This window comes from Providencia sp. wls1943, from assembly GCF_009706275.1.
Classification (GTDB): domain Bacteria; phylum Pseudomonadota; class Gammaproteobacteria; order Enterobacterales; family Enterobacteriaceae; genus Providencia; species Providencia zhijiangensis.
Genome location: NZ_WLTU01000022.1, coordinates 83,215 through 103,066 on the forward strand (window position 1 = coordinate 83,215; position 19,852 = coordinate 103,066).

General features: G+C 43.4%; 19 protein-coding genes. 2 read left to right on the plus strand and 17 right to left on the minus strand.

Going from position 1 to position 19,852, the window contains the following annotated elements; all coding sequences use genetic code 11:
• Window positions 1–21: 21 nt before the first annotated feature.
• Window positions 22–1,272 (minus strand): mechanosensitive ion channel family protein, encoded by a 1,251-nt coding sequence (locus GKR48_RS11395; RefSeq protein WP_154628171.1) that lies wholly within the window; start codon window positions 1,270–1,272, stop codon window positions 22–24.
• A 180-nt stretch (window positions 1,273–1,452) separates the two neighbouring features.
• Between GKR48_RS11395 and GKR48_RS11400 the strand changes: the two genes are divergently transcribed.
• Entirely contained in the window at window positions 1,453–1,977 is a 525-nt protein-coding gene (locus GKR48_RS11400) for an anti-virulence regulator CigR family protein (RefSeq protein WP_154628172.1), read from the plus strand.
• 332 nt (window positions 1,978–2,309) lie between these two features.
• On the opposite strand, the gene GKR48_RS11405 is transcribed toward GKR48_RS11400, so the two are convergent.
• The 3 genes from GKR48_RS11405 to GKR48_RS11415 all read right to left on the minus strand — a co-directional run bounded on the left by GKR48_RS11405 (window position 2,310) and on the right by GKR48_RS11415 (window position 5,099).
• Window positions 2,310–2,885, minus strand: a complete 576-nt coding sequence (locus GKR48_RS11405; RefSeq protein ID WP_154628173.1) for a cysteine hydrolase family protein — start codon at window positions 2,883–2,885, stop codon at window positions 2,310–2,312.
• 182 nt (window positions 2,886–3,067) lie between these two features.
• Window positions 3,068–4,435 carry a sensor histidine kinase gene (locus tag GKR48_RS11410; protein ID WP_336431153.1) on the minus strand — a complete coding sequence of 456 codons (1,368 nt, stop codon included), beginning with the start codon at window positions 4,433–4,435 and terminating at the stop codon, window positions 3,068–3,070.
• A complete protein-coding gene (locus tag GKR48_RS11415; protein ID WP_154628175.1) occupies window positions 4,425–5,099 on the minus strand; it encodes a response regulator in 675 nt (224 codons plus the stop codon). The genes GKR48_RS11410 and GKR48_RS11415 overlap by 11 nt, the downstream gene beginning before the upstream one ends.
• A 161-nt stretch (window positions 5,100–5,260) precedes the next feature.
• Between GKR48_RS11415 and GKR48_RS11420 the strand changes: the two genes are divergently transcribed.
• Complete coding sequence (locus GKR48_RS11420) at window positions 5,261–5,500, plus strand: hypothetical protein (protein ID WP_154628176.1); 240 nt, start codon at window positions 5,261–5,263, stop codon at window positions 5,498–5,500.
• A 170-nt stretch (window positions 5,501–5,670) separates the two neighbouring features.
• Here the strand turns inward: GKR48_RS11420 and GKR48_RS11425 are convergent, their stop codons facing one another.
• The 13 genes from GKR48_RS11425 to GKR48_RS11485 all read right to left on the minus strand — a co-directional run bounded on the left by GKR48_RS11425 (window position 5,671) and on the right by GKR48_RS11485 (window position 19,758).
• Complete coding sequence (locus GKR48_RS11425; protein WP_036952942.1) at window positions 5,671–5,931, minus strand: DinI-like family protein; 261 nt, start codon at window positions 5,929–5,931, stop codon at window positions 5,671–5,673.
• A 151-nt stretch (window positions 5,932–6,082) separates the two neighbouring features.
• The gene (locus tag GKR48_RS11430; protein WP_154628177.1) at window positions 6,083–6,760 is read right to left on the minus strand and encodes a DUF1345 domain-containing protein; all 678 of its coding nucleotides are present in this window, start codon (window positions 6,758–6,760) and stop codon (window positions 6,083–6,085) included.
• A 111-nt stretch (window positions 6,761–6,871) separates the two neighbouring features.
• A complete protein-coding gene (locus tag GKR48_RS11435) occupies window positions 6,872–8,218 on the minus strand; it encodes a VasL domain-containing protein (RefSeq protein WP_154628178.1) in 1,347 nt (448 codons plus the stop codon).
• A 23-nt stretch (window positions 8,219–8,241) separates the two neighbouring features.
• Window positions 8,242–8,670, minus strand: a complete 429-nt coding sequence (gene tssE, locus GKR48_RS11440; RefSeq protein WP_006662674.1) for a type VI secretion system baseplate subunit TssE — start codon at window positions 8,668–8,670, stop codon at window positions 8,242–8,244.
• A 1-nt stretch (window position 8,671) separates the two neighbouring features.
• Complete coding sequence (gene tssJ / locus GKR48_RS11445; protein ID WP_154628179.1) at window positions 8,672–9,211, minus strand: type VI secretion system lipoprotein TssJ; 540 nt, start codon at window positions 9,209–9,211, stop codon at window positions 8,672–8,674.
• Window positions 9,212–9,226: 15 nt separating this feature from the next.
• Window positions 9,227–10,318, minus strand: coding sequence for a type VI secretion system baseplate subunit TssG (gene tssG, locus GKR48_RS11450; RefSeq protein WP_154628180.1), 1,092 nt, complete (start codon window positions 10,316–10,318; stop codon window positions 9,227–9,229).
• Entirely contained in the window at window positions 10,294–12,045 is a 1,752-nt protein-coding gene (gene tssF / locus GKR48_RS11455) for a type VI secretion system baseplate subunit TssF (protein WP_006662671.1), read from the minus strand. The genes tssG and tssF overlap by 25 nt, the downstream gene beginning before the upstream one ends.
• A 23-nt stretch (window positions 12,046–12,068) precedes the next feature.
• Window positions 12,069–13,679, minus strand: a complete 1,611-nt coding sequence (tssA, locus tag GKR48_RS11460) for a type VI secretion system protein TssA (RefSeq protein ID WP_154628181.1) — start codon at window positions 13,677–13,679, stop codon at window positions 12,069–12,071.
• A gap of 20 nt (window positions 13,680–13,699) precedes the next feature.
• Complete coding sequence (locus GKR48_RS11465) at window positions 13,700–17,035, minus strand: ImcF-related family protein (RefSeq protein ID WP_230088651.1); 3,336 nt, start codon at window positions 17,033–17,035, stop codon at window positions 13,700–13,702.
• An 8-nt stretch (window positions 17,036–17,043) separates the two neighbouring features.
• Window positions 17,044–18,186, minus strand: coding sequence for a hypothetical protein (locus GKR48_RS11470; RefSeq protein WP_154628183.1), 1,143 nt, complete (start codon window positions 18,184–18,186; stop codon window positions 17,044–17,046).
• Between the two features lie 2 nt (window positions 18,187–18,188).
• Window positions 18,189–18,455, minus strand: a complete 267-nt coding sequence (locus GKR48_RS11475) for a PAAR domain-containing protein (protein WP_154628184.1) — start codon at window positions 18,453–18,455, stop codon at window positions 18,189–18,191.
• A 228-nt stretch (window positions 18,456–18,683) separates the two neighbouring features.
• Complete coding sequence (locus GKR48_RS11480; RefSeq protein WP_336431154.1) at window positions 18,684–18,944, minus strand: formylglycine-generating enzyme family protein; 261 nt, start codon at window positions 18,942–18,944, stop codon at window positions 18,684–18,686.
• Window positions 18,928–19,758: an SUMF1/EgtB/PvdO family nonheme iron enzyme gene (locus GKR48_RS11485; RefSeq protein ID WP_154627210.1), complete on the minus strand. Its 831-nt coding sequence runs from the start codon at window positions 19,756–19,758 to the stop codon at window positions 18,928–18,930. Before GKR48_RS11485 ends, GKR48_RS11480 begins: the two co-directional genes overlap by 17 nt.
• Window positions 19,759–19,852 lie beyond the last annotated feature (94 nt).

A 19,852-nucleotide genomic window follows, 5' to 3' on the forward strand; every position in this document is an offset into this window, starting at 1 on the left:
TTATAAGTTACCTATGATGAGTTATTTATTCGCTGAATGACCTAAGAATCGAACATCATTACCGGTAGGTGACTGATGCACAGATAAGTTGAATTGTGGCAGGATAGAAAAAATATGGTCAAAAATATCCGATTGGATACGTTCATACTCTAACCACACTGTCGTGTTGGTAAACGCGTAAATCTCAATTGGAATACCGTTTGAGTCTGACTCCAGTTGGCGAACCATGATGGTCATATTTTTATGGATCTGCGGGTGAGCACGCAGATATGCTTCAATATAGGCACGAAATGTCCCGATATTTGTGAGGCGTCGCTGGTTGAGTGGCGTCGATTTATCTTCGGGTAACGCAGAGTTGAAGACCTGAATTTCAGAGATTTTTTTCTCAATATAAGGCTCTAATAAGTTGGCTTTTTCAAAGTTGTTAATTTCTTCAGGTTTCAAAAAATGAATACTATTGGCATCGATACGTAGGCTGCGCTTGATACGGCGTCCGCCTGATTCGGTCATGCCTTTCCAGTTTTTAAAGGAATCTGAAATCAGGGCATAAGTTGGAATGGTGGTGACGGTATTATCCCAATTTCGAACCTTAACCGTAGTCAATCCAATATCAATCACCGCACCATCTGCACCGTATTTCGGCATTTCCAGCCAATCACCAATGTTGACCATGTTATTCGCAGAGAGCTGAATACCAGCGACTAATCCCATAATCGGATCTTTAAACACCAACATCATGACAGCGGTCATCGCACCTAACCCACTGAGGATAATCAACGGAGATTTACCAATCAGTAGCGCGATGATCATAATCGAAATTAAAACAGTGGCGATAAGCTTAATGCTTTGGAAAATTCCACGTAGCGGGAGATGTGCCGTTTTTGCCGCACGTTGTAATACGCCCAGCGTGATATCTAAAATGGAATAAATAGCCAGCAAGCCAAACAGCAAGCACCATGCTTGGGAAGCGACATTCAATACCATTTGTGTCGTTGAGCCCGAAGATAGCCATAAGGTGGACTGAATGTTGACCACAATACCTTGAATAATAAAGGCAATTCGATTGAACAGATTATATTGGGTGAGTTGATGTTGCCAACCGGAACCCGATTTTAATCCTCTTTTTTCAATCGTAGGAAGCAAAATTTTGTGCAGAAAAAGATGCAAAATCAGGGCGACAATCAGTATCAGCCCAAGAACCATTAAGAGAGAGGCGAGAGTGGCATAGTCTTGATTAAACTGGCGAGCCCAGTCGAGCAGTTGCTGCTGCATAAATTCTCCTTTATTGCGTTATCCATAAATGACGACCCAGTATAAGCAAATAGGACTTAAGTTTGGCTGAAATTACTAACATTTACATAACATTACTGTGAATGAGCCATTTCCTATTGCTGTCCTCTTACTGGGGACATAATGTTTTACGACCCAGCATGGTAAGGAATTCACAATAAAATGCACATCGAAAATAAAGCCAAAAAACCATTTATTTTGCAGTTTATCTTACTGCCTGCACTCATGTGCATGCCGCTATTTGCTCTGGCTTCTAACCATCAAGGTAATGAAGGAAATGGTAAGCATAAGGGTGACTATTATTATTATGATCATGATGACCACCATCATAAGCATAATAAAAAGCATAAACATAAGGGCAAAAAATATGACTGTGATGTGAAGAAACACTCAAGTCATTATGATAACTCTTTGATTAGTATTAATATCAATTTCGGCGATGTTCGCCCCGTTGCCATCAATTATGGGCTAGTGGGTTATCAAGGACTTCCTCCTGGAATTGAAAAACAGATCCGTCGAGGTAAGCCGTTGCCGCCGGGAATTGCTAAAAAAGCGTTACCCGCCTCATTTAGAGCTTGTTTGCCAACTTACTCAGGGTATGAGTGGCGAATGAGCGGAAAAGATTTGCTGTTAGTCGCGATTAAAACGGCGATAGTGGCAGAAATTATTGAGAACGTATTTGAATAAAAAAACGGCCTTAAAAAAGGCCGTTAGCAAAAATTTGCAAATACTTGAATGAGGTAAATGAAAGGTTTGATTGACTAAGGTTTAACTAAAGTTTAAAGCAAATTACATAAAACGCTTGGACAGTAATTCAACAACTTCTTGCAGGTTAACGAAAAATTCTTTGATGCTTTTCATGTTCGCTCCGAATGTTAATGTGTGATCTTGATCACGTAGGAGCATTCTAGTTTTTTATTGATCAAAGTCAATAATCAGCCAAAAGATATTTTAAATATTAAACTAATTTTTAATCTGAAAGTTGTAAATTATTGTTTACATCATACTCATCATGACGGTTATTTGCCTTGCATAAACGTCTTGCTGGATGAAATCGTGGCTAAACTCGTCAGCGCCTGCATACTTTGTTCGTGTAGTTCAATGGTTGCAGCGGCGCACATATCTTCGAGGACATGGCAAAAATAGCCTAAATCATGGGCTTGTCTCACACTACTTTGGATTGCCATTACTGAACTGACGCCACCAAAATAGAGCTGAGTAATATCATTATCGTTGAGCCATTGGTGGAGCTTATTGCCTGCAAATGCCGAGACGCCTTTCTTAATAATAACCCTGTCTTGCATATGAACTTCCAAATCTTCCACCCAATGGCAGCCATAGCCGCTTAATTTTAATGCGCCTTTCTGTTTAGCTTGTGAAAAAAGTGGAGAGCCTGCGGGGATATCTTGATAATTATCGCTAAAGCCAACTTTGACCCAAATAACAGGAATACGCTGACTTCTTGCGTAATTAGCGGCTTGATTCGCCTTTTCAATAATATTGCGGGAATTGACTTGGGAATAACTGCTATTGGATAAACCATTTTTACCCACAATATCGTTAATAAGATCAATGATGATTAGCGCTTGTGACATTATTGCCCCTTTTTATGGCCAAGTAGTTTAGTTGCCATTAAGTCGTTTAATTGCCATTAAGTCATTTAATGACAATTAAGTAATTTAACGTAATAGGGGATTGTAATGCTTATTGCGCACTCGGGATGTTAACTGAATAACATTATTTTAATTAATGGTATTATTCTCGACTACCGACTCAATTAAGGCAAATCAATAATAAATCCAATACCTTTATTTTCTAATCCATCAGTGACTTTTAATGTCGCACCTATTTTTGATGCCAAGTTATGGGCAATAGATAATCCTAAACCGCTTCCTGTTTCTAATGTTCCAGGCACACGGTAAAAGCGAGAAAATAAATGCGCACGACTCTCTTCTGGAATACCGCGTCCATTATCTTGAATTGTAATGGTGGCTCCAAAAGGGGTGAGATCAGCCAGTGTCACTTTTATTTTGGCTTTTTCTGGCGAATATTTAATCGCATTTTCGATTAAATTAGTGAACACATTACTCAGCGCCAGCTTATCAGTTTCAATATAAAAAGAATCTGGACTGGATAATTCCACATCAATATGTTTATTGAGAGCATAAGGAATGTGCGATGAAATGAGATTACTGATTAACATCGGTAAATCAATGTTCTCCTTACGAATGGCAAAATCTTCCGCTTCCAAACGTGCGAGATCAATTAATTGATGAGATAAAGAGGCGGCCCGCGTTAATGTCTCTTTCATATCATTAATAATTTCAGCTTTTTCTTTTGGATTATCGATATGCATTAACACATGTAATTGTGCTGTCACTGCTGCAATTGGTGTCCGCAATTCATGAGCCGCATCTGCCATAAAACGTTTTTCGCGTAAATTAGCGGCATCTACTCGCGCCATTAATTGGTTAATTGCGGAAATAATCGGGCGAGTTTCTTTATACATATCTTTGGTATCAATCGGCGTTAAATTTCCCGGTTGACGCGATGAAATAATTTTAGCGACTTGTTTAATTGGACGAATACTAAAATAGGCAGTGATCAAAATAGCGATTAACATTATGCCTAAAATAAAGGCAAGAGGAATGGCGGTGCCTTCGGCTGGGTTACCAATTAACTTTCGTCGCTCAAGATACGATTCTGCAATCACAACTTCGAGGGTATGGTCATCATCCCATGCAGAGGTGAAATGCCAATCTTTATGTTGGGCAGTTAGCATCTCGACCGATTTTAGTGATGGGTCCGAAATCTTTTCACTATTGCGATATAACACATGTCCCCGATTATCTCGCACAACCATATACGGTTTATAGCTAGTTTCGATGCCGTTTTCCATGGCATCGGTATACATTTTTTGCAGAATAACCGCGAGCTTATCAAAATGTTCTGGGGTATCTGAAACAGTGCCTAATGTACGCGCAATCCCTTGTGTGACAATTTGCTGTTGTTGGTTAAATTCATCATCATCGACCAAATCAGGTAGATAAAAAAATTGTAACCAACCGACTAGCAGCAGCCATAAAAAGATGACTGCGCCAATCTGAATACCAAATGTGTAGACAAGAAAGGATTTAATCTTCACCAGATTGCGCTTCTTTTTTTAGTAAATAACCGATGCCACGGATAGTAATAATTCTATCTTTACCAATTTTGCGGCGTAAATTATGAATGTGGACTTCAAGGGAGTTACTTTCCACATCATCCAAGCCAAATAAACGTTGCTCTAAATCCGTTTTTCGCACGACATTGTCGGCATTTTTAATTAACTCGTATAGCAACAGATATTCTTTGCCGGAGAGTAATAATAATTGACCATCCAAGGTGACTTGATGGTTTAATGGATTTAATTGCAGATTATCCAATTGCCAAATTTCAGATGAAAACCCAGCCATACGGCGGCTAATAGCCTTTACGCGAGAAATTAACTCTGGCATCTCAAAGGGTTTTGTTAAGAAATCATCGGCACCAGAATCTAAACTCGCCACTAAATTATCCATTTTATTGCGGGCGGTAAGAATAATAATCGGTATTGATTCTCCAGATTGGCGCCATGAAATTAATTCCTCTTGACCATCACCATCAGGTAATCCCAAGTCTAAAAGCATGACATCAAAATTGCGTGTCTGTAATTGCAGCTTAGCATCAGATAATAATCTGACCCAGCAAGGATTAAATCCGGCTAATTCTAGTCCACGACATAACGCTTTGCCGAGCTGAAGATCGTCTTCTACCAATAAAATATTCATATTTATTACCTCTGTTGCGGAGTATAAGCAGACTCCGCTCACCCAGCAACTAGGATATTTACCCCCTTAAGCATCCCTTAAGGTTGGTTTAACCAAATATTAAGGTACTAAAATGCAAAACCACTAATATACCCTCAACAACCATAACAAGAGCATTCATCATGAAACAAGCGTATATTGAAGTGCCTCTATTTATCGGGATTATTTTTATTGCCATGGTATTTATGGGGGAGAGTTTCAATAAGCCACAATTGGCGTTGAATCCGACGAAATTAAATGAAGTTCAGCGATGCACTGATGCGAAAACTTGCTTAGTAGAGGCTCGGATACTTGAAGTGAGTAAAACGAAACGTAATCCGGTGAATGAGTTTAAATCGTATCTTCGTCAGAAACTTTATTAATACTTTTTCGTCAATGGCGGAATAGTGAATTGTGGTGCTATCGGTTTTTATATGTAGAAGCGTATAAGTGATAGACAGAAACACATTGAAAGTAATTCAGATTAACTTCAAAGAATAATGAATTAAGAAATGGAAGATGGATATTACCCTTCCATTTCTCTGCGAATTATCTAGTCATCGGTATTTGCTTCAGGTAGCCAGCCGTCATCCATCCAAATTTCTTCTAAGATCTCTTCAATGCGTAATTTGTCATCCGCAATCTTTGTTCCTGAAATATTAATCGCCTGCTGAGAGCTAAAGCCTACTCGAGTGACCATATCAGGGTACTGTGACTGTAGTTTGCGTAAAATCTCAGACTCTAAAGCTTGTAAAACCAAGCCACTTGGTTTTTGTGGTGAATTCTTATCAAATAACACTTCGATGCGTAACATAATAGCCTCTACTAAAGACTGTATTAATATACAGTATTTTTAGATCTATATGGGGATATTGTCAATATCCCGCATTGAATATTTTTTTATTGTGATAGCAGGCTAACTCTTTTTATTTTGACAAGTTATTCCGATAAAGGGTGTTTACCCTTTAAAAGAAGCTGGCAGAAATATTAATACACAACCCTAAAATGGCCATATTGAAGACAAATGAAATAACGGACTGGAGCAATACTGCGCGTCGCATAGGGGTTGAGGCAACTTCCACATCGGCTGTTTGTGAGGCGACGGCAATGGTGAATGAAAAATACATAAAATCCGAATAGCTGGGTTGGGTGATTTTATCGGGGAAAATTAGCCACGGTTTTTCATTTTCACTATGACCGTAATAGAGATGGGCATAGTGCATGGTAAAGCCGGTGGGTAAGAGCAGCCAAGAGGATATCAATGTCGAGGCAGTTAAAATATAAGAGTAAATTTTATCGGCTTTCGGGATATCACTGTGTCCGCCCAAGGCAAAAAATAAGGCTAATAAACTGACGCAGCAGCCTGACATCAAGAAAAATATTACCATGCTCGCGCTTTCATCTTCGATTTTTGTCAGCTTACGAATGTCTTTCACATTGTGGCTAATAATTCTCTGGAACAGAAACAGCAAATAGCACCACGCAAATGCATTCCAACTGATAATTAAGTTAATAATCAGATTTTGTGTTTTAAATAAAGAGAAGAAAGTGATGAAAGCAACAATAAGCGAGACCAAAAAGCGTGGTCGAGAATAAAATGTATGACGTAGCTGGTGGGTGATACGAGCAGCACAGCGAAGCATGGGGTATTCCTTGAAAAATAATTATCATGTTAATTTAAACGAGTATATCACTGAAAAAAATGGAGCACGAATAAGGTGCTCCACACAGGTATTGCTTAGGAATAAATAGGTTTATTTTTCGCTTTGTTTTATCAAGGCATAGCGATTGAGTAGTTGTTTAAAATGGTTATCAATCCGTTGGTATTCAGACTCTGGGACGGAACCTTGGGTTTGAAGTTGCTCAAGACGACGCAATTCTTCTTCTAACGGAACGCTTTGATTAAAATGCTGGCGGGCATTGAAAATAATGGTTTTTAATTCAGACCCCGTGATATAGCTGCGAGGTTTACCATCGAGACTGTCTAAGCGCGTACTGAGATTATTTAACTCTGCCATTCCTTCAGACCATTGCTGCAATTTATCGTTAGATAACGCGTTAATTTGCATATTTTGCTGCCATTTATCGTTAAATGCGCTGACTTCTTGCCGTTCACCATATTGCTTCGTGAGGTAACCTACCATGCTAAGCCCATACTGCTGAGACCAAATTGGGGAGACGGACTCTAATTCCACGAGGTAGTTATCGATTACCTTGAGTTTTTCAGGAGAAAAACTATTCGGTTGCGCGGCATTAGGTTGTAATTGTTGCTCAAGAATTGAGGCAATATTCGGCGTAAAGTCAGGTAACTGGGGTAGCGCTTGCGCTAAAACGTGGTTATTGATTTGCGGGTGTAACGCATACAAGGTTCCTGCACACAGCGCGCCTGTGAGCACAATACCGAAAGCCAGGCCCACACAAATGCCTTTGCGGTAAGAAGGCTTGGTCGGTGTTGGTGTGCTGATGGTGGCATTGGCTTTGATGGAAATTGGTGTTGCTGCGGTACGGGCATGAAATGATGATGGTGAGGTTTTTGGCAATTGGAGCGGTGTTGGTGGAATAAAACCACTGCCCTGAACATCGGTATTTTCGAGCTGTTTGGCTTGGGTGGTGAGCAAGTTTTGCAGTCGTTCCAGCTGAGTGAGGTGTTTGAGCTCTAATGTTTGCAGCAACTGTCCAATTTGGTTGAGGGTGGCTTCAGTTTGATACAGTGCTGGCAGGTCTGCATAAACAGGTGCATGGGCGCGTAACCCTGTTATCAATTGTTGGCTCAGCGTAGCGAGGATTTCAACTCGGGCATGGGTCTGTTGTGGCCATAATCCTTGCCAGTAGCGGCTCAGTAAATGTTGGAGTAAAGATAAGCCTTCGTTTAATCCCGCGATGCCATTTTGATGCTGGCGGATCAGCGTAAACCACGCGCAAGTTTGTAAATCAGCGCCGTTTTGGTTGAATAAGGACAAACATAGCCCATGAGCTCGCGCCCAGTCTACATCTGGGCGGGCAGGGTGAAAGCGTTTATTTAATTCTTCTTTGAGCGCAGCAAAATCAGCCAGCGTGCGCGGGTCGCCACCAAGGCGCAATGTGTTTAAATCTGGATTCATAGTCTTCTCACGCTGTCGTCGGTTTAAATCGTATCGAATTGTTTTTTTAGATGGTGCACGAGAATGCGTCCATCCGGCATAAACTCAGTGCCATAGCGGATCAAACCTTGCTCATGTAATTCAACCTCAAGGGCGTAATGGAGTGCCCCAAAGCGGTTTTGTGGTAATAAAACTAAAGAGAGTGATTTGATGCGGGGCTCATACTTGAGTAACGTTGTCGATAAAATGGTCATCATATTGTGAGCGGTACCGGGGAGACCTTGGATCATTTTACTCATATCAGGTAACCCGTAGTCGGGAAGATGCTCGATACTGCCCGCTCTGGCGTTGAGAATGCGGCGAATATTGTCCATCACAGAGACCATCACTTGGTCATGTTCTGGGATAGCATCAATATCCAATCCACCCGCAAAATACCCCGTCAACATTTCATATAATGAAGGTTGGGACATGCTATTTTTCTCCGAGTGGTTTTAAGGTCATGGAGTTATCCGCGAGGGTGAGTAAGCGTGGGTCATCCGGTAGTAACCGCTTTTTGGGGATCACCACGCGCCAGTCGTCGGTAATAAGGTCAGGGTGATGGAACATCACGGCGACGGCAACAAATTCAGCGCCGTCTTCAAGGGGCATATCGAGGGAAATCGACTCACCTGGACGAATACGTAAATCTTTTTGGATCACGAGAGAGGATTTGAGTACTTGGCTATCTTTGGCAAATAACGACGCGTAATCACTCTCATCAAAGCTTTCCGTATCTTTTAATTGATATACGCGAATGATGGTGGACAGCGATGCGCCTGTATCATCGGTATTGAGTGCTTCACGCGCCACGAAATCGAGATGGACGACTTTCACTTGCTTATAAAATATCGCGTTTGCTGCACTGCGAGTGCCATCACTGACCATTTGAGTGAGCCCGCATCCAGCGAGGTTTAATGCAGTCAGAAGCACCAATGTTTTGCCGCAAAGTGGCAATAAAGGGATGTGTTTCATAGGGGAGTCCCAGAATTAGAATCGATAATTAGCGTAATGTGAGGGCGGCGTAGAGTGTAATGTTGCCGATAATCGCTGATAGCGCCCTAAATTTAAGGTAATAATGTGTTCTCGGGGAGCGGCATTAGGCGCGAGTGCACCCATTGCGGCAGTACGTCCCAGTTGAACACCTTGGTGAGATTGCGTGCTTAACGTTGCGTTAGGGAGCAACTTTCTGGGTAATTTGAGACAAAGACGCGCATTGACTCTTGACCCTAGGTAGACATGCAATAGCGCCATTAAGTCTTGATACAGCTGCCCATCTGGCAGCCAATTACGGGCTTCATCAAAGTTATCAGTCTGTAAGGTAATCAAAATTTGGCTGTTTACATCGGTAGAATACTGACCTAAAACGGGTTTATTGGTTAAGGTCATCGGTGTTCTGCACGATAACCTCGTTTGAGTAGCTTGCTCGATGCGCCGCGGGTCATGGGGTTTGATTTTTACGTGAGTGTCAGGCGCGAGTAATTTAACGAGTGACACAACGCCTTCTGCGGTGCGGGTTGGAAAACGCAATGTACCCAATAGGGCGAGAAAGCGGGATAAAGGCGCTTGCACATGTTGGGCAGTGCCTGGGACTCCTAAGCCAATTAAGCCATATAAATACTGGGAAGTTTCATCTTCGCCACCTGCGGAAAAGGTCGCTGGATAGGAATATTTTCGCCAAATACGGTAAAATTGAGTCGTGATCCGATGGTTAAAAATATCCAAAAAATCCGTAAGCGATTCGGTGCCTTCCCGTTGTTGCGCGATGTCATCGAGGTAGGCGGTGGGTAACGGCGATGTGACGCCATATAACCCTAAAAAGGTCGTTCGAATACTGGGCGTATTGCTATCTCGGTAGCGGTCTTCAATGTCGATACCTTTAATTTCGGTGACAGGAAAACCCATCCCACGATGGGGACGAAACCGGATAACATCTGTTTTCGGGTCTTGGGTGCTACCAAGTGGCGGGCGTTGTTTATTACTCTGTTCTAGCAGCTGGCAAAACCGATAGAAGTTAACCCGTGGTAGACGCTCCCCTAGCGCATCAAAAAGCTGATTTACTGAGGATGGTTCTCTGTCCATGTGAGACTATTTCCTGTTGGTAAAATATGGAGAGTCAATTGGTTAAATAGATGCACGTCGGTGTACAGTGCGAAAAAGCGGTTGAGCATTTCACCAAAGAGATGAATATCACCTTCACCGTTAAATCCGTTGCTATCAAGGGTGATATCGATGGCAATACCACGCTGTAAAAAGCCCTTTTCGAAGCGCTCGATAAGGTGCTGTTCAACGTGGATCATGGCATCGAGTTTGCGGCTGTTTAAATCATCCTCTCGCCAGTCATAGAGCGCCAATGTGCCGCGTAATACTTCTACGTTATCCATCATATTGAGGAAACTGGCGCCAAGGTGGCTGAGAACGCGCCAATGGAAACGGTCTTCGGCTGGGGGATAGCAAGGCAGGGTTGGCTTGCATAAGTTGCGAACTTGCAGCTGGGTTTGTTGTGTTTCTTCGGTTCTGTCTAGCAATGTACTTTGCAGCGCTTTGCGTGGAAGTTGCCCGTTAGTGCCGGTTAATTGCAACGATAAGGTTTCACTTTCAAGGGTGGCGGTAGGCTGTTCACGTTCTCCGCCTAAAATCAGCCATGTATCATGCAACCCACTAACACCGCGCTTAACGCGAGTGTGGTAGTAGTGTTCTGGTGCATTGCGGCGCAACATGCCGCCTCGATGGCGAAAGCTGCTGAATGGGACATAGTGAATGTGTTCACCTCGCCTTGTACCATGAACCGTATCGACAGCATAAATTTCGGTATGCCCATCTTGTAGGCGGCGGGGACGCAGTAAATATTCACTTTCTAACCCGTTAACGGTAAGAGGGTCCGCTTCAATATTGAATAAGTTGATCACCGGAACGCTGTGCAATTTTAGGTTATCGCGACTTAATGGAATGTCGCTATCCCACAAGGTATCGAGCACAATCTCCAGTTCAAAGTGACTTAATCCTTCAGGTAATTGAATTTCACCAAGCCCGTTTAAGTTGACGAAGAAAAACTTTTCGCGAAAAGAAAAATACTCTAGCAATAACTGGTAGCCACTGAAGGTACTATCTCCTTTGGGCCACAATTGATCTTCTTCCGCAAATCCTCCGGGAGAAAACCACAGCGGTAAACGAACTCGGTCAGGGGATGATGGTAAACGGATATAGGTCGCTGCGACGTGTTTGGTGAGGGCTAGATGCAGGGCGTAAGTGGTCGGGACGTCACCCGCTAAATAGAAGGAAATGGCACCAAGAGGGCTCTGTTTCCAATCGACCAGTTTTGCACAATCGAAGCGTAATCGGATCACGGAACGCCCATCAGGCTCAGTGGTTAAATTCACTGTTGATAGCGTAATGGGGTTTAAGGTTAAATCCCGCGTGGTGCGGTAACGACAAACGGTTTTCTTCTCACCAATCGGGCGTGAAAGTACTTCAAAATTGGCAGGGATCACCGACGATAATTTCATATCGTGAATATCCGGTGCAAGTTCAACCACGGACAGGGAAGGGATGGTTTGTAAATAATGAGGCCAAAGTAGACTGACTAATCCTTCCGTTAATTCCGGTAAATCATCATCAATTTTTTGGCGAAGTTGCCCCATCGAAAAAGCAAAACCTTCAAATAATCGCTCAACAAAAGGGTCGGGAATGCCGGCTTTGTCTAAATCCAATAGTGCCGCCCGGTCGGGGTGAGCTTGGGCGAACTCTTTCGCAGCTTCGCGTAGATAGCGCATTTCTGCATCATAATAGCGAAGGGTTAAATCATCCATTAGTGTGGTTCTCTTTGATTAATTTAGGGATAGAGCACTAACGCTCGCACAGGGTCTAATCGTGTTAGCTGAGCCAGTAACTCAGACATTTGGTGATGTAAATCAGCTTTATCAGGGGGATTACGCTGTGCTTTGCCGCGCAGAAGTTGTAATTGGCGGGCTTTGACTTCAAACAGGGAATGCGGCTCCCAATCAGCCAGTTGCATGTGCTCAGCGCGATTATCTAATTCACGCAATAAGTTCAGTGCCAAATCATGACGGGCAAACTGCTCTGCCACTCTTGCCATTACCAATTGCAATAGCCATTTTTGGCGGGTGGTCTGAATATTCGGACGAGACATTAACCATGCTAGGGCGGCTTCTACCCCTTCGGTATCGGCTTGCGTTAATGCTTCTTGCTCTAAGGCAAATATCGAGCCGTTATCATCGTCATCTGCGCCTTGAACGGGCATGTGATGGAGGGACTGAATATTGTCTTCTAGAATCTGCTGTTTGATCCACACTAACGTGACTTCATCAGCGAAAGGCGTGCCATCTTCCCAAGCGAGATTTTCTAACCCCGGTAGGCGCAATAAAAACTGTTTTAAATCCGAGGCAATAACGTCCGCCCAACCATCCCAAGGCGCGGGAGATTTACTGAGTGCTTGATGTAAGTACCATTGAACATCTAACCAAAAATGGTTAACGCCTTCAGCAAATAACCGGTCGGCTTGTTCGGTGAGTTCTAACCAGTTTTGTTGCAAATATAAACGTTTTAATTGGGCTTTCGCATCCGAGCGCGGTGGCGCTAAACGTGTGCAACCATGCTGGTTCTGAGGTGGCGATTGGTGTAGGGTATCCCAACGGACGGATTTCATCAGTCGATGACCTGACAGCCAACCGTTGGGTTGATTACGTAGATAATTGGCGAGCACTTTTGCTTGGTCGAGCAGTTCGCGACCCGATTGGATGGGGGCGATGGGGCTGATACCCGAGGCCGTTTGCTTTGTCGCGACATTTTCCGACGCTTTGATATTTTGCGGGACGACGCTATCAGCCCCTCCCGATTGGGCGAGTCGATTTTCTAAGGCGCGTAAGAGGGGAGCAAGGCTAGGGCGGCTTGCTTCATCCCATGTATTAAACTCATCCACTATCGCGCTAAGTAGCGCCACAATGCGGGAAAATTCGTTGCTATCCACCTCAGGGTAGAGAGATAAGCTGTCGAGGACACGTTGACCTGCCAGCCATTCGATGGCGGCTTTTCGGCTATTTGGACGCGAAGGCAGTAGGCTGTCATGGTAGCGATGCAGTAATCCTGCGAGTAGACCGAGTCCATCGGCTAATCCCGTTTCCCCTTCACGATGCAAACGCGCCCAAATATAGTAGGTGATAACTCGCGCATCTTTGCAGACGTTGGTCAGGAGGCTCTCGGCAAGGGCGCAAATTAACTCCGTATCCGAGCCTGAAAGTTTATTGACTTCTTCTTTCATGCGTTCGAAGTCATCGTCATAACCGGGGTCATCCCCCATTGGATTTTCGGCGGTAATGGGCAGTAGCCAGCGCTCCCATAGTGCCACTTGTTGCTCAACAAGCAGGTTAGCGGCAAGCGGATTTCCAGTAAAGCAAGCGGTGCGCAAAGCAGTTAATAAAGGCATAGGTGATGTCCTATCGATGGCTAATCCAAAAAGATCTTTTCAGGTAGAACGAAATTGCGCAGTTTTAATAGCGCCAGCGGGCCTTGACCCATTTCGGTGCGCAGTTGGTAATTCAACGTGTTGCCATCCGGTGTTACCCACGAAACGGTATAGCTACTGGTGCTGCCTGCATAAGGCGCAACGTTGGCCGTTTCGAGTAAACGGATCAGACCCCAAACACCGCGATGATCGCCATAGAGTCGGGTTCCCGAAGACGTGGTCATCCAGGTTAATGATGCCCCTGACGCGACCGTGTCCGCAGGCCAAACAAAACGTTGCCATTCAGGGAATTGGTTATCGTAAGTAAGATTTTGCTTATCGATCACCAATATCGTCTGCATCACGTTTTTACTGGTGCCCGGGCGCATTTCAAAATAGAGACGCGCTTCCCCGTTCGCGAAAGCCACATCACCTAACTCTGTCAGGGTATTTAGCGCGGTTAAAAAAGCAGGATTAAAGCGTAAGCCTTGGGCATTCGTACTATTCGGTACCCAGTGATTGCCTTCTTTGCGTAATACGCCTTGCAAACGTGTTTCTAAGAATCGTTGGATACGGCCATTATCAGGACGCAGATATTGCGCCATTAATGGTAAGGAGATATCGCTTTGGGTATTTTTTAGCGGATAGCGTCCGCCGAAAGCGTTGTTCCATTCACTGACAATGGCATTTTGCCATTCGCTATTAATGCCTTGGGCGGTTGGTGTGAGTAATTGCTGCCACGCTTGGGTCATCGGCTCCACTAACAGCGCATCCCCAAAGCTTTGCCACTCTTGCCCAAAGCTGGCGGCAATCAAACTACCCATATCCCGCGCTTCGGCGAAATCGACATTTTTACCTTCTAGAATACTTTGCGCGAAGGATTGAGACATCGCTTGCGGATCCGGCGCATTAACCACTTGCTGAAGCTTTAATCGTACGCGAGTGATACGGGTGAGATAGGCTTGTAGGCTGAGGTTATCGCTTGTTTGCGTGGTGGCTTGCGGATCCACAAAACTCAGAACAGGGGCAAAGGTATCTTCAAGTGGACCCGTAAAGTCGGCTTTCTGACTAATGACGGGTTTCTGTTCTTTGTTGAGCAGGTCTTTCGCGGAGTTCATAAAGGAATCGGCGAGCTTTTCTTGCTGTCGTCCGGTTTTCCCTTGATACGCCACGGTATTCATCAATGCAATGACTGGTGACTGGCGCACATCGCTCATCAAAGATAACTGGTCAATAGTATCGGACAAACTTTCAGTATGGCGCCATTGCAGACTATTGAGGAAGTTTAACCAGCTATCAGAAAAATCAGCAAAATAGCGTTCGGTGAGCTGCTGTTTAAGCACATCTGGCGAAATATCTTGGCTAAGTTCATGCTGGCTATCACTCAATACCCAATCAATTTCATTGCGGCGGGATTCAACCACTTTTTTGATGGCGGGTTGAATAGATTCTTCCCATGCTTTGCGGGTAAAAATTCCCGACACAAACTCATTGGTGGTGAATAAAAAGCTGGCATCGGTATCGCCGGTCATATCATCTAAGGTCATATCTGGGAACTGATGCTGCGCTTGTAATAATACTTCTTGATACAGCGTGGCACTTTCGCTGCGTTGACCAATTTGTCGAATGAGTAAAGTACGGCTTTGATTAATCAGGTTATTGTTGGCAGTTAATTGCCATTCAGGGTGCTTCGGTAGCTGCTGGGCATAGAACATAAGTAATTCTTTGCCGAGGGTTTGCCATTCGCCTTCGTTCATCCCTTGTGGAACGGGAAGGGTAGTGAGCACGCTATCAGTAAAAAACGCCGGATCCATGCGTTCAGGGGTACTCATCATTAAGTAGGTTTTTAGGGTTTGATACGCCCCTTGGGTGGCTTGACGACGGTCATCACTGTTAGGGGATAACTGGGCATAGGCTTGTAATTGTTGAGTCAATTGTTGAGCGATGGTATCCCGCAAAGGCGGTAATACCGTTTGTTGATATAGCGGCCATAAATGGGCTAATAGTGGCTGATTACTGTTTAGCCCAAAATGGAGCCAGAAAGGCACAGAAGTTTGTTCGCGATGATTGAGTAAGCCTAGGGTTTGCTGAAAATCATACTGGGCTTTGAGGCGTTCAGTCTCCGGTAATTGGTTGTTAGCAGCGACGCTCGCGCTTTGGTAGCTTTCTTCGATAAGCTGGCGATTGGCGAAGTAAGAGACAATCATGCCTGCGCCCCAGAGTGTCATCGCGGTGGCAGCACCGTATTGAACGAGACGTTTTTTGTCAAAGCCTAAAGCGGCAGGCTGTAAACCGGATGCCAGTTCAGATTGCACATTCAACCAGCTTTTCCAGCGGGTATCAGGGTGCCAACTATTTGGCAAACGCTGATGATTTAACGGATTGATGCAAGGGCTAAATGTGATGCCGGAAAAAGGCAGCGTACGTAATTGGGTATTGAGTGGGGCTAATGCGGTCGCAAGCTGCTGGCTGCCACCGTTTTGTAGAAATTGTGCTAAGGCGAGCAGATAGGTGTGTTTCTGTTCACGCAATAACGCTTGGGTTCCGTTGATCACAAGAGCGGGGATCAGGCTTAATAAGCTAGGGGATAGCGCCTCGGCAGGCATATTTTGCTCTGTCATGCAGAGAATAGCGGGCGTTTCGACAGCGCTGAGGGATTGTTGGTCACTGACACTCCATACCCAAACTGGCGCACGCCAACCTAATTCTTGGAAGAGGTTTTGGATAGTACGCCCGGCGTTATGGGCTGTTGCGGTATTGAGGTTAGTGAAAGTAACGCTATTGTCTAAAAGCTGGGACGAAATGCTGTTTTCAGTCACCCAAATCACGCCATCGAGCGGACGACGTCGGCGTAGGTGTTTGAGGGTTTCTAGTCGCTCTGAATCTATGGAACTCCCGATGTCACCACCGTAGATGAGTAGTGTGCCATCACATTCTTGCCAGATTTCTTGAGTCAGGCTAGGGGCCAGTTTTTCGACAGCGGAGTGGGAGCCGAGGAGGAGTTGAATGGAGACTTTGGAATGCCAGAAAGTGCCGTATTGGGATTTTAGGGTTGCTAATATGGGGGATAAATTCTGGTTATTGAGGATGGATTTTTTATCTTTATCTGGGTAAGTACCGGTGTCTTTGTTTTCCTCACGGTGATCTGCTATTTTTTTGTGATGGAATCCCCATCGAACGGCACTATAAATAAGACTAGAAGAAATAATAATACCGATCGCAATGTACTTTTTGAACTCTGTTTCTAGGTAAAAATGTTCACCATAGAACCAAACACAAAGGCATAGTAAGACAACAAAAATGAAGAAAGAAAATGTCTTCACTACGGGTTTATTCAATTTTATATTCATATCGATGGACTCGAAGTAATAGTTCCAATAAACATTGATTGATTATCTTGAGAAAGTGTTAATGCTGAGTTCTTGGATTGAGAAACATAGTCAATGGCGATGGCTAAATTTAACCAACTTGAAAATTCACCTACTGGACCAATAAAAAATTCTAAGTTAAGTAACTTATTGGGTTCTATTTTAGGGAGTGCCTCAGAGGCGCTGAAAAGTGCGCCGATTAAATCGTTTTGGCATTTATTGTCAGAAAAACAGAGTAACGTATTTTTTGATTCAGTCTGTATTTCAGTAAATAGATGGATGGCATTCTGTTTATCTTCATCGATTGTGATTGGCATCGGTCTTTTTACATTAGCAATCGTATTGAGTTGATATGCCAAAGCGACTTCATCGGAAGTAAAAATAAACGCTGAAAAAGCGGCAGATTGATTTTGGTTATATGCCTGCTCAATGAGTACAAGTTGGATTAGGTCTTCATTGTTTCTTACAGTGTCTTCGATGTAGTTGTAATCTAGTTCATGAGTGAAATTTACATTGTGTGGTGGTGGGGTATGAAATAATTTTTCCCATGAATATTCAAATTCTTTTCTTGATGTGCTGAGGTCTTGATTTGTTAAATAGTGAACAGAGAAAGGGTATTTTGTACTGACTTCAAGAATTTTATCTTGAAGTGTCCTTAGTAAAATAAAACACGGAGATTTATCTTCAGGTAAATAATTAATTCTCTTTGGTAGTTGGTAGCTTGCGATATGTGAACTCTGATGTTTTAAAATATAGGGTAATGTGATTTTATCAGGAAGCAAAATAACGGAGTCTAATATACTAATTGCTCTTGAACCCCATTCCTCCCACTTTTTATCCGCATATTTTTTTTCATTTTCTAAGAATTCATAATTATTTTTTAATTTAAAATAAAAAATAAGTTTTACAAAGAAGACACTTAAAATAGTAATGAACGGGGCTGTAGCCATAAGGATTGTGATAATCTTTCCTCTACCTGTATCAAGAACGTCTTTTTGAGCGTTAAAATAGAGTGAATAAAATAGAAAAAATAATGTTAAACCTAACGCTATAATCCATTTAACGTAAGGAGGTTTTTGAGGTTTAGGTACTTGTAGCGATGCTTTTTTATTCCAAGACATAATTATCCTAAATTAAAGTCAGTAATACTAGCAATGAGATAACAACCACACTCTGTTTTGCTTCCATCCACGGCAACAGGAATGCCTTTACACGTAAGGTCTGTAGCACCTTCAATAATGGCATTAGTGCCATGACCTTTTTTGGGGCAACTGACTAAGTCACCTATTTTAGCTGCTCTTTTTCCATTAATAATAATATCGGAAGTTGCGGTAATAACGGTGCCACCATGACTGGTTTTATCACCCAGTAAAATAATATTTTTAGTCATAAGAGTTTAAATAGTAATGGGTAGGTGTGATATTCAAAAAATATTAACTTAGTATTTTAATATTAATTATTGGCTATAATTTTCAGTGATTGAAATAGGTGTTGGGGACTTTGTTGATACAGCGCCGCCAGATTTTGGCGGTAATGACCGGGTGATATTTGAATTTCAGGTGTCGCTATCGAACGATTACAGCGCATACTGGATAAAATATTAATCCTCTCAATGGGATTATAGATTTTCGACACACCGAAACCCATTTCCAAATTCACGGTCAGGATGTTCACCGCCCCGAGTGATCGTTAATGTGCCATCAACGCTGCCACGATAACCACGGACGACTCTCTTCGTTCCGGTTTCCGGTCCTTGCGGATCCTCTTCGGGGGAATGTTGATAATAATCGTCACTATACCAATCGTTAACCCAATCCGTTCCATTGCCCATCATGTCATACAGTTCGATAGGGTTAACCCATTCAAGGGTTTTCAACACACCGAAATCCAGAACCATACTCATGGTCAGGAGCTTTTGCACCTCTAGAGATTGTGAATGCACCATCTATACTGCCATGGTAGCCTCGGGTCACTTTTTCCTTTCCACTATCAGGACCTTGCGGATTATCTTCTGGTGAGTGTTGATAATAATCCTCACTGTACCAATCATTGATCCAATCTGTACCATTGCCCATCATGTCGTACAACCCAATGTGGTTCGGTGCAAAACTGCCGACGGGTTTTCCCCATGGTACAAAGTTTCGTTCAGGATCTTGCTCATAGTGCATTTGATTATCACTGTTACCGAAAATTAAAAACTGCCCCCCACTCCGAGCTGCGTATTCCCACTGGGCTTCCGTGGGTAAATCCGTTTTTTTTCCACTCGACTTCCCTAGCCATTGACAATAGGCTTTTGCATCCCGCCATGAAACTTTTGCGGGGTAATCATCGCCAAGAATATCCCAATAGGTAAGTTCGCTCTTTTTACCCTTAGTGTAAAACTCAAGATGTTCTCTTCCTTGTATATCCAACCAACGGTTAAACTCCCCCCACGTGACCCGGTATTTCCCCATCTTAAAATCGTGCAATGAAACCCAGTGCAACGGTCGGGTCGACGGATCAAGACTATACGGCAGCTTATCTTCCACTAACGGTCCAAAATCCCCCATCTGAAAACGCCCGCCGGGAATAGAAACCATATTATCCATCGAGGTTTGACGCAACTTAACCGATTCAGCTGCTTTTTGCCCACTATCACACCCTGTAAGTATGACTATCAGTAAAGGTGTGTAGAGACGCCATGGCATTTTCATTATCCTAACTCCTTATTGTTCACAAACACGCGCATACAACTGTCGACGTAGATAAAATCGACTTGTTTTAACGGTGTCTGCTGATTCATATCCG